4 protein-coding genes are annotated in these 6,474 nt (G+C 58.1%); all 4 read right to left on the minus strand.

Features of this window, described 5'->3' with window-relative positions; genetic code table 11:
* Positions 1–80 precede the first annotated feature (80 nt).
* On the minus strand, positions 81–3,374 hold the full coding sequence (locus EKD05_RS12210; protein WP_129673059.1) for a tetratricopeptide repeat protein: 3,294 nt from the start codon (positions 3,372–3,374) through the stop codon (positions 81–83).
* A 52-nt stretch (positions 3,375–3,426) separates the two neighbouring features.
* Complete coding sequence (gene argF, locus EKD05_RS12215; protein ID WP_129673061.1) at positions 3,427–4,365, minus strand: ornithine carbamoyltransferase; 939 nt, start codon at positions 4,363–4,365, stop codon at positions 3,427–3,429.
* A gap of 67 nt (positions 4,366–4,432) precedes the next feature.
* The gene (locus tag EKD05_RS12220; RefSeq protein ID WP_240695759.1) at positions 4,433–5,230 is read right to left on the minus strand and encodes an ATP-binding protein; all 798 of its coding nucleotides are present in this window, start codon (positions 5,228–5,230) and stop codon (positions 4,433–4,435) included.
* Positions 5,214–5,924 (minus strand): DnaD domain-containing protein, encoded by a 711-nt coding sequence (locus tag EKD05_RS12225; protein WP_129673065.1) that lies wholly within the window; start codon positions 5,922–5,924, stop codon positions 5,214–5,216. The genes EKD05_RS12220 and EKD05_RS12225 overlap by 17 nt, the downstream gene beginning before the upstream one ends.
* Between the last annotated feature and the right edge of the window lie 550 nt (positions 5,925–6,474).

The raw sequence follows: 6,474 nt of genomic DNA on the forward strand, positions 1-6,474 counted from the left end.
CTGTCAACTCAACTGAACCCAGAAAGGGCAAACTTCACCCAGGCTACAGACAATTCTCAGTTTGTCATACGTTGCGATCATTATGAACGCACTTGCTGCTTACGTTGTTGCAACATCCGATTAGCGGCATTGATCAACGCCTCAACTCGCGCCTGGTCTATGCCCTCCATCTTGATCAAGCGTGCATAGAGTTGCAACGCCTGGGCATACTCTTCACGGCGCATCAGCATATCGCCGAGCATATAGTATGCCTCGACATCAGTCTGGTCGAGGGCGATAATTTGATGCAACTCAGCAATGGCATTTTCATAGTCTTGTTGCTGCGCAAAAATGCGGGAGATCTGCTTCTTTTCGGCAACCGCCTCTTCGGGGCGGCGCATCAGCGTATACATCAGGGCGAGCCACTGACGGGCCTCGACATCAGTCGGGGCAATCTGGACAATCTTGTTATAAACCTCGCGGGCCTTATCGTGATTGCTGAGTGTCCAGTGAACCTGCGCCGCCTCTTGCAGAGAAGCCACCGCATCTTTGAGTTGCCCAGCGCGACGTTGCAATTCGGCAAGGCGCACGAGGCCATCGACGCCTTTATCGAGGTAGCCCCGTCGCAACTGGATGCGGGCAAGGCGTCCACGGATTGCGATATGATTGGGGGCGAGTTTGAGGGCATACTCAAGGACTTCGATGGCCCGATCGAGTTGTTGGCGTTCTTCATAATGCGTCGCCAGATCTTCCAGTTGGGCCAGGGCCTCGGGGAGCTTGCCCTGGCGGAAGTAGACATCGGCGAGTTTGGTATAGATGGCGCGGTCATAGGGTAACAGTTGGCGTGCTTCGAGCAGCGCCTTCTCGGCCCCGGCGATATCATCTGACGCCGCATAGGCTTCGGCCATCCGGCGTACCAGATCGCCTTTGCTCAAGGGTACGGCAAAGGCATGCTTGACGCCCGGATCGATCACCGGCTGATCGCTGACGGCCAACCCCTGGCGCAATTGCGCCAGGGCTGCCTCGGCATTGCCCAGGGCAAAATGGCTATTTGCGGCCGCCTGGTAGACCAAGACGGGCGGCAAGAGCATCGCGGGTTCATCGGCGAGCAAGGCCTCGGCCTGTTCGAGTTCGAGCAGAGCTGAGGTGTGTTGACCAGACTGTTGTTGTGTCACGGCAAGAATATAGTGGACGATCGCATGGTCGGCGCTCAACAGCATCCCGCGATACTCGGTCTGGACGGCACCAAACTCACCGGGATGTTGCTTGAGCAGATCGAGCACTGTTGCGAGCGAATCCCACACGGCAGCGGGATGTTCGCCCATCAAGGCCAGAGTGACATTGAGGCGGGCCACGGCGACCGGATCATCAGCCTGTCCCAGTTCAAGGGCACGCCGGAAGGCATCAAGGGCGGCTTCGTAGCGGCCCAGTTTCAACAAGGTCAGGCCATAGTGGGCATGCACTTCGCGGTGTTTGGGGGCAAGTTGGAGCAAACTCCGATATTCTTCCAGGGCCTTATTGCTCTGTCCGAGGCGAAAATAGGTTCCGGCAACCTGCAAAAACTGACTGACGGCCTCTTCGATGCGTCCCGCGTCGCGCAGTGTTTCCGCGAGGCGCAGGCGCACATTGAGCGTATCGGGTGCGAGGTCAAGCATCCGATAATAGACATCGATCGACTTGTGGGCCTCTTTGCGCACCTCATAGGTATCGATCAATAACTGATACTTGATCAGGGCTTCTTCGGGGCGCCCTTGGCGTTCATAGATTTCACCCATACGCAGATGGATGGACAGATAATCCATGGCGACCCGGATCGTCTCGTGGCAGGCATCGAGAGCGGCTTCGATCAACCCCTGTTCCAGATACTTGCTAGTCAACTCAACCCAACCTGCCGCTTCAGCGTCGAGCTCACTGGTATCAAGGGGCGTGAGGGGCGCAGCATCGGGGGCATTCCCTATGGGCAGGTTTTCGAGCGCGATCATCGGCTCGGGAATGGTTGGAATACTGGCACGGTTGGTCAGCGCACCGGTGGTTGGTGTTTTGCCACCGCGCAGGAAATCGGTAATCGGGCGGATCTTGCCCCACACCTCCGAACTGGTGGTGGTGTCAACCTGGGCAGGTTCGGCTTCCCCTTGAGGTGTGAGCGCACCGGTATTGATCGAGCGCAACTTGGCGAGCATATTGCGGTCAGTGAGTGCTTTTGAGCGTTGTTTGAACTCGGCAGCACGTTCGCGGCCCCAGCGCTTACTCTCGAGAAAACCGGCCAGCGTATCATAGAGTGCCGCTGCATGGGCCAGGTCGCCGATCTGCTCATAGATTGTCGCCGCGTTCTGATACATCTCGATCAGATCATCGGCCTCGTTGCGTCCGATTGTCTCGAGATCCACGAGTTGGATCGTCTGTTCAAATTCCTGGGCCGCCTGCGGCAACTGTCCGAGCTCGCTGTAGCTCTGCCCAAGGGCAAAGTGGGCAGAGAGCGCATATTCGGGATCGGCGGCGGCCCGCGTCAGCACATTGGTTGCCAAGCGGTGATCGCCGCGTTCTTGATAGATCAGGCCCAGTGAATAGAGCACATCGGCCCGCGAGAGCCCGGCGGCAAGGGCTTCTTCATAGAGCTTGGCCGCCTCATCGATTGCGCCCGCCTCTTGCTTTTTCTGGGCTTGCTCGACAAGTTTCTCGATCGAGAACTGCTGGGTACGAAGGATGCCCGTCACCCCGCTTCGGCTACGACGTGCTTCTGGGGGTGGTGATGCTTGGGCACCACCTGGTTCTGCGATGGGCGTTGCTTCAAGCCCGGCTGAACGGGCCATTGCGTCACGGATCGTCACAATCAGATCGCGGGCCTCGCGGCTCTGCGCGTCAAGGCGCAAGACCGTTTCGGCGGCTTCGGCGGCCTGATCTAATTGCTGTTGCTCGAGCAGTTCACGCGCAAGCGTCAGATGTTCCGCTGCGGCTTCCCGGATGCCCCCAGCCTCTTCATACAAGCGAGCGAGTTGGGCGCGTTGAGCGGATGCAGCCGGTTTGAGCCGCAACAATTCGCGGAGCGCCTCGATCGCCTGGACGGGGTGTTGCTGTGCGAGGTGCAACTCGGCCAGTTCCTGATAGCTTGCAACGGCCTGGCTATGGCCCTGGCGGGCTTGAGCTCGTGCGATATAGCTCAGAAAGAACGGATTTTGCCGATCCGCCGCACGCAGATCCTCGAAGAGTTGTAGCGCCCGGTCAAGTTTATTGGCATGAAAGAGGGCCACGGCCGCACTGATCCGGGCATCGGTATCGTTGGGGAACTCTTGCAGGGCCCGGATAAGAGCCTTGAGCGCCTCGTCCCATTTGTTGAGGCGGGCCGCTTCACGACTCTGCTCCATGGCCCGATCAAAGATTGCGCGATTGCCTGCCATAGGTCTTCATTCACTTTTGCACCATGCACCGTGCCGTCTGGCGCGATCCATGTCACAACTTAAGAAGCGTCAGGATTAGAGCTTTTTGCACATGCAGACGGTTCTCGGCCTGATCAAAGACAACCGACTGGGGGCCATCGATAATCTCGGCGCTGACTTCCTCGCCGCGGTGGACAGGGAGGCAGTGCATAAAGATGGCGGCAGGATCGGCATACGCCATCAGTGCCGCATTGACCTGATACGGAGCAAAGACTGGGCGGCGGCGTGCGACTTCGTGTTCCTGGCCCATCGAAGCCCAAACATCGGTATAGATGGCATTGGCCCCTTCAACCGCCTCAACGGGTGAGGCCGTCACCGTAATCGTTGCCTCGTTGTTGGCAGCGAGACGTTCGGCGTGGGCGAGGATATCGGGGTCAGGTTGATAATCCACCGGACACCCAACGCGCACACTGACCCCGAGGGTTGCCCCGAGCAGCATCAGCGAATGGCAGACATTATTGCCATCACCGAGATAACTCAACTGCAAGCCCTGGAGGCGCCCAAAGCGCTCGCGCAAAGTCAACAGATCGGCGAGAGCCTGACACGGATGCTCGCGATCCGAGAGGGCGTTGATCACCGGAACATCGGCGTGGCGAGCGAGGGTTTCGACGGTTCCGTGTTTGAAGACCCGGGCGGCAATCGCCTGCACCCACCGACTCAGGTTGCGCGCCACATCGGGCACGCTTTCACGCCCGCCCATATCAATATCATTCGCCGACAGATACGAGCCATTACCGCCCAGTTGGGTCATGCCTGCTTCAAACGCCACGCGGGTACGTAGTGAGGGCTTCTCAAAGACGAGGGCGAGGGTCTTGCCCCGCAGGGGCCAGGTTGCGTGCATCCCTGAGGAGGCACCTACACGCCATTCAGCCTTGAGTTGCGTTGCTCGTTCCAGCAACGTCTCGGCCTCATCACGACTCAAATCTGCCGCCGACAAGAAATGGTTCTGCATAACGCTTTACTCCGTCCCGTCTGTATACCTCAATTGTAGCATCAGCCTATTACCAGGCAGTTCATGTTCAGGCCTTGCGTGGGCCACGTTCTGAAGGGGTACGTCCCATCCGGCGCAGGTGATCCTGTTTCCGTTGCTCAAAGCGCTGCGTTGGGGCGAGGCGCCGGTAATCACCGGCATCAATCATAATGATTTCATCACATAATTCACGGTCGCTCATCCGAGAAAAGATCCGTGGATCGATCTCCTTTGGCTCACGGTTGCTCGTGATCACGGTTGGCAGGCGGTAATTATAACGGTGATTGAAGATCTGGAACAACTTCTCGCGTGCCCAGGGGGTTGCATTTTCGGTGCCCAGGTCATCAAGGATCAAGACATCGGCATTGCGCACCTGTTCGACCCGTTCGTCGTAGGCAATTTCTGAGCTTGGCCCAAACGTGCTGCGGAGATGGTCAAGCAGATCGGGAACCACGGTAAAGAGGATCGTCAAAAAATGGTTGCGCAGGATCTCATTGGCAATGGCCGCAGCGAGATGGGTTTTGCCACAGCCGTAGCCACCAAAAAAGATTAACCAGCCGGTGGGTTGCTCGGCAAACTTGCGTGCGCGCGCATAGGCGCGGGCAAGGCCCGGCACGCCAGCATCAAGGTTCTCGAACGTCTTGCCGCTAAACGGCCCGAGGTTGCTTATTTCGAGTAAATGCTGGCGACGAAGTTGTTGTTTCTCGGCGGCGCGACAGTGGCAGGTAATCAACTGACCAAACTCGGGATGCCCAAAGGGAACCGCAAGCAAATAATAGCCTGCCCCTTTGCAGCGAGGGCAGACCTCTTCAGGCTCATCGGGGGCTTGGTCAGAGATCGGATTCATCGCTGCCGCGGCGGAAGAGTCCATCGAACTCGCCGCTGGTATATTTGTCGATATCGATAGGTCGTTGGGCGCGATCCGCCGCATCTTGTCGTCCATTGGCAGCCCACCTCTCCAGCACTTTACGAATATAGCGCCACGAGCGTGCATTCGAGCGTACCGCCTCGCGCATGGCTTCTTCGATCCACTCACGGGGGTAACGCTCTTGGGCTTCGCGTAGTTCATCAACCAGCATCGGGGTGACCAGGCCAATATTTTGCTCGTAGAGCCCGATCACCGACGGGCGTTCGGGCAATTCACTTGTCGGGGCGAGCACCGTGCGTGCGCTCGTGAGGCGTTCAACCCAAGTACGGTTGAGCGTAGTATGCACCAGATACCAATTATGCACCCGCTCTTCAATCGGGAGCGCTAGGTGCAACAGCGTGCCCCGGCGCACGGCGGCCCCCAATCCTTCGCTGAGCAAGTCATCGAACGGACGCAGTTTGCTGACACTCCGCAACGAACGGCGCAGCAACACATCGCTGTGGAGTTCGTCCCAGCTAACACGCCGCGGTGTAACCCGCTGCCGACTCAACCGATAGAAGATATGGAGGGTCACCTTGAGTTCACTTGGCAGCGTAATGCTCGGAATGACCTCGCTAAAGAGTTCAGGTGGCAGGCTCACGAGCGTATCGGTCGAAAAACCAGCAAAGGCCATAGGGCTACCTCGGGTCGCCATGAGCAATGGTACAGCGTGACTGTCTTGGTATGGTACCACCCTGCGGGAATGTTGGCAATTGCTGAATGATCTGTAACTGTTCACACTTGGGGTAACAGGCAAAGCCTGGGAGCGAGAGCGTCCCGCCCTCGGGATGCCTTCGAGGGCGGGACGCCCTCGCTCCCAGGACAAGTGTGAACAGTTACAATGATCTTGTGCAGGGCTACGTCAAAGAGACTGTTGCGCAGCGCTGCGAGCGTCTGTGGGGCTGCCCCGTGCGTATAGGAGGGTGAGCAACATGGTTCAAGGGGAGCGTTTGCTACGGGCGTTCTGGGTCGGGAACCACGGCAAGGGCTTCGACCAGCGTGCTATATTGCGTTCGATCCATCGTGTCCTCCTGAAGCGTTGGATCATTTCTTCAGAAGCATCCAAGATGGGCTATCACTTTGACATAGCCCAAAGAAGGGCTTCCTGAGACCGATACACATTAGGGACTACGCAGTGGCATCAGGACGCGCCCCGTCGCGCGGGCGCTTCGTCATGTCGGTCT

Origin of the sequence: Candidatus Chloroploca sp. Khr17, assembly GCF_004138165.1 — a bacterium.
In the GTDB taxonomy this organism is placed as follows: Bacteria; Chloroflexota; Chloroflexia; order Chloroflexales; family Chloroflexaceae; genus Chloroploca.

Coding starts and splice junctions, on each gene's coding strand:
- EKD05_RS12210 (WP_129673059.1), bottom strand. CDS start 3,374: ATGGCAGGCAATCGCGCAATCTTTGATCGGGCCATGGAGCAGAGTCGT.
- argF (WP_129673061.1), bottom strand. CDS start 4,365: ATGCAGAACCATTTCTTGTCGGCGGCAGATTTGAGTCGTGATGAGGCC.
- EKD05_RS12220 (WP_240695759.1), bottom strand. CDS start 5,230: ATGAATCCGATCTCTGACCAAGCCCCCGATGAGCCTGAAGAGGTCTGC.
- EKD05_RS12225 (WP_129673065.1), bottom strand. CDS start 5,924: ATGGCCTTTGCTGGTTTTTCGACCGATACGCTCGTGAGCCTGCCACCT.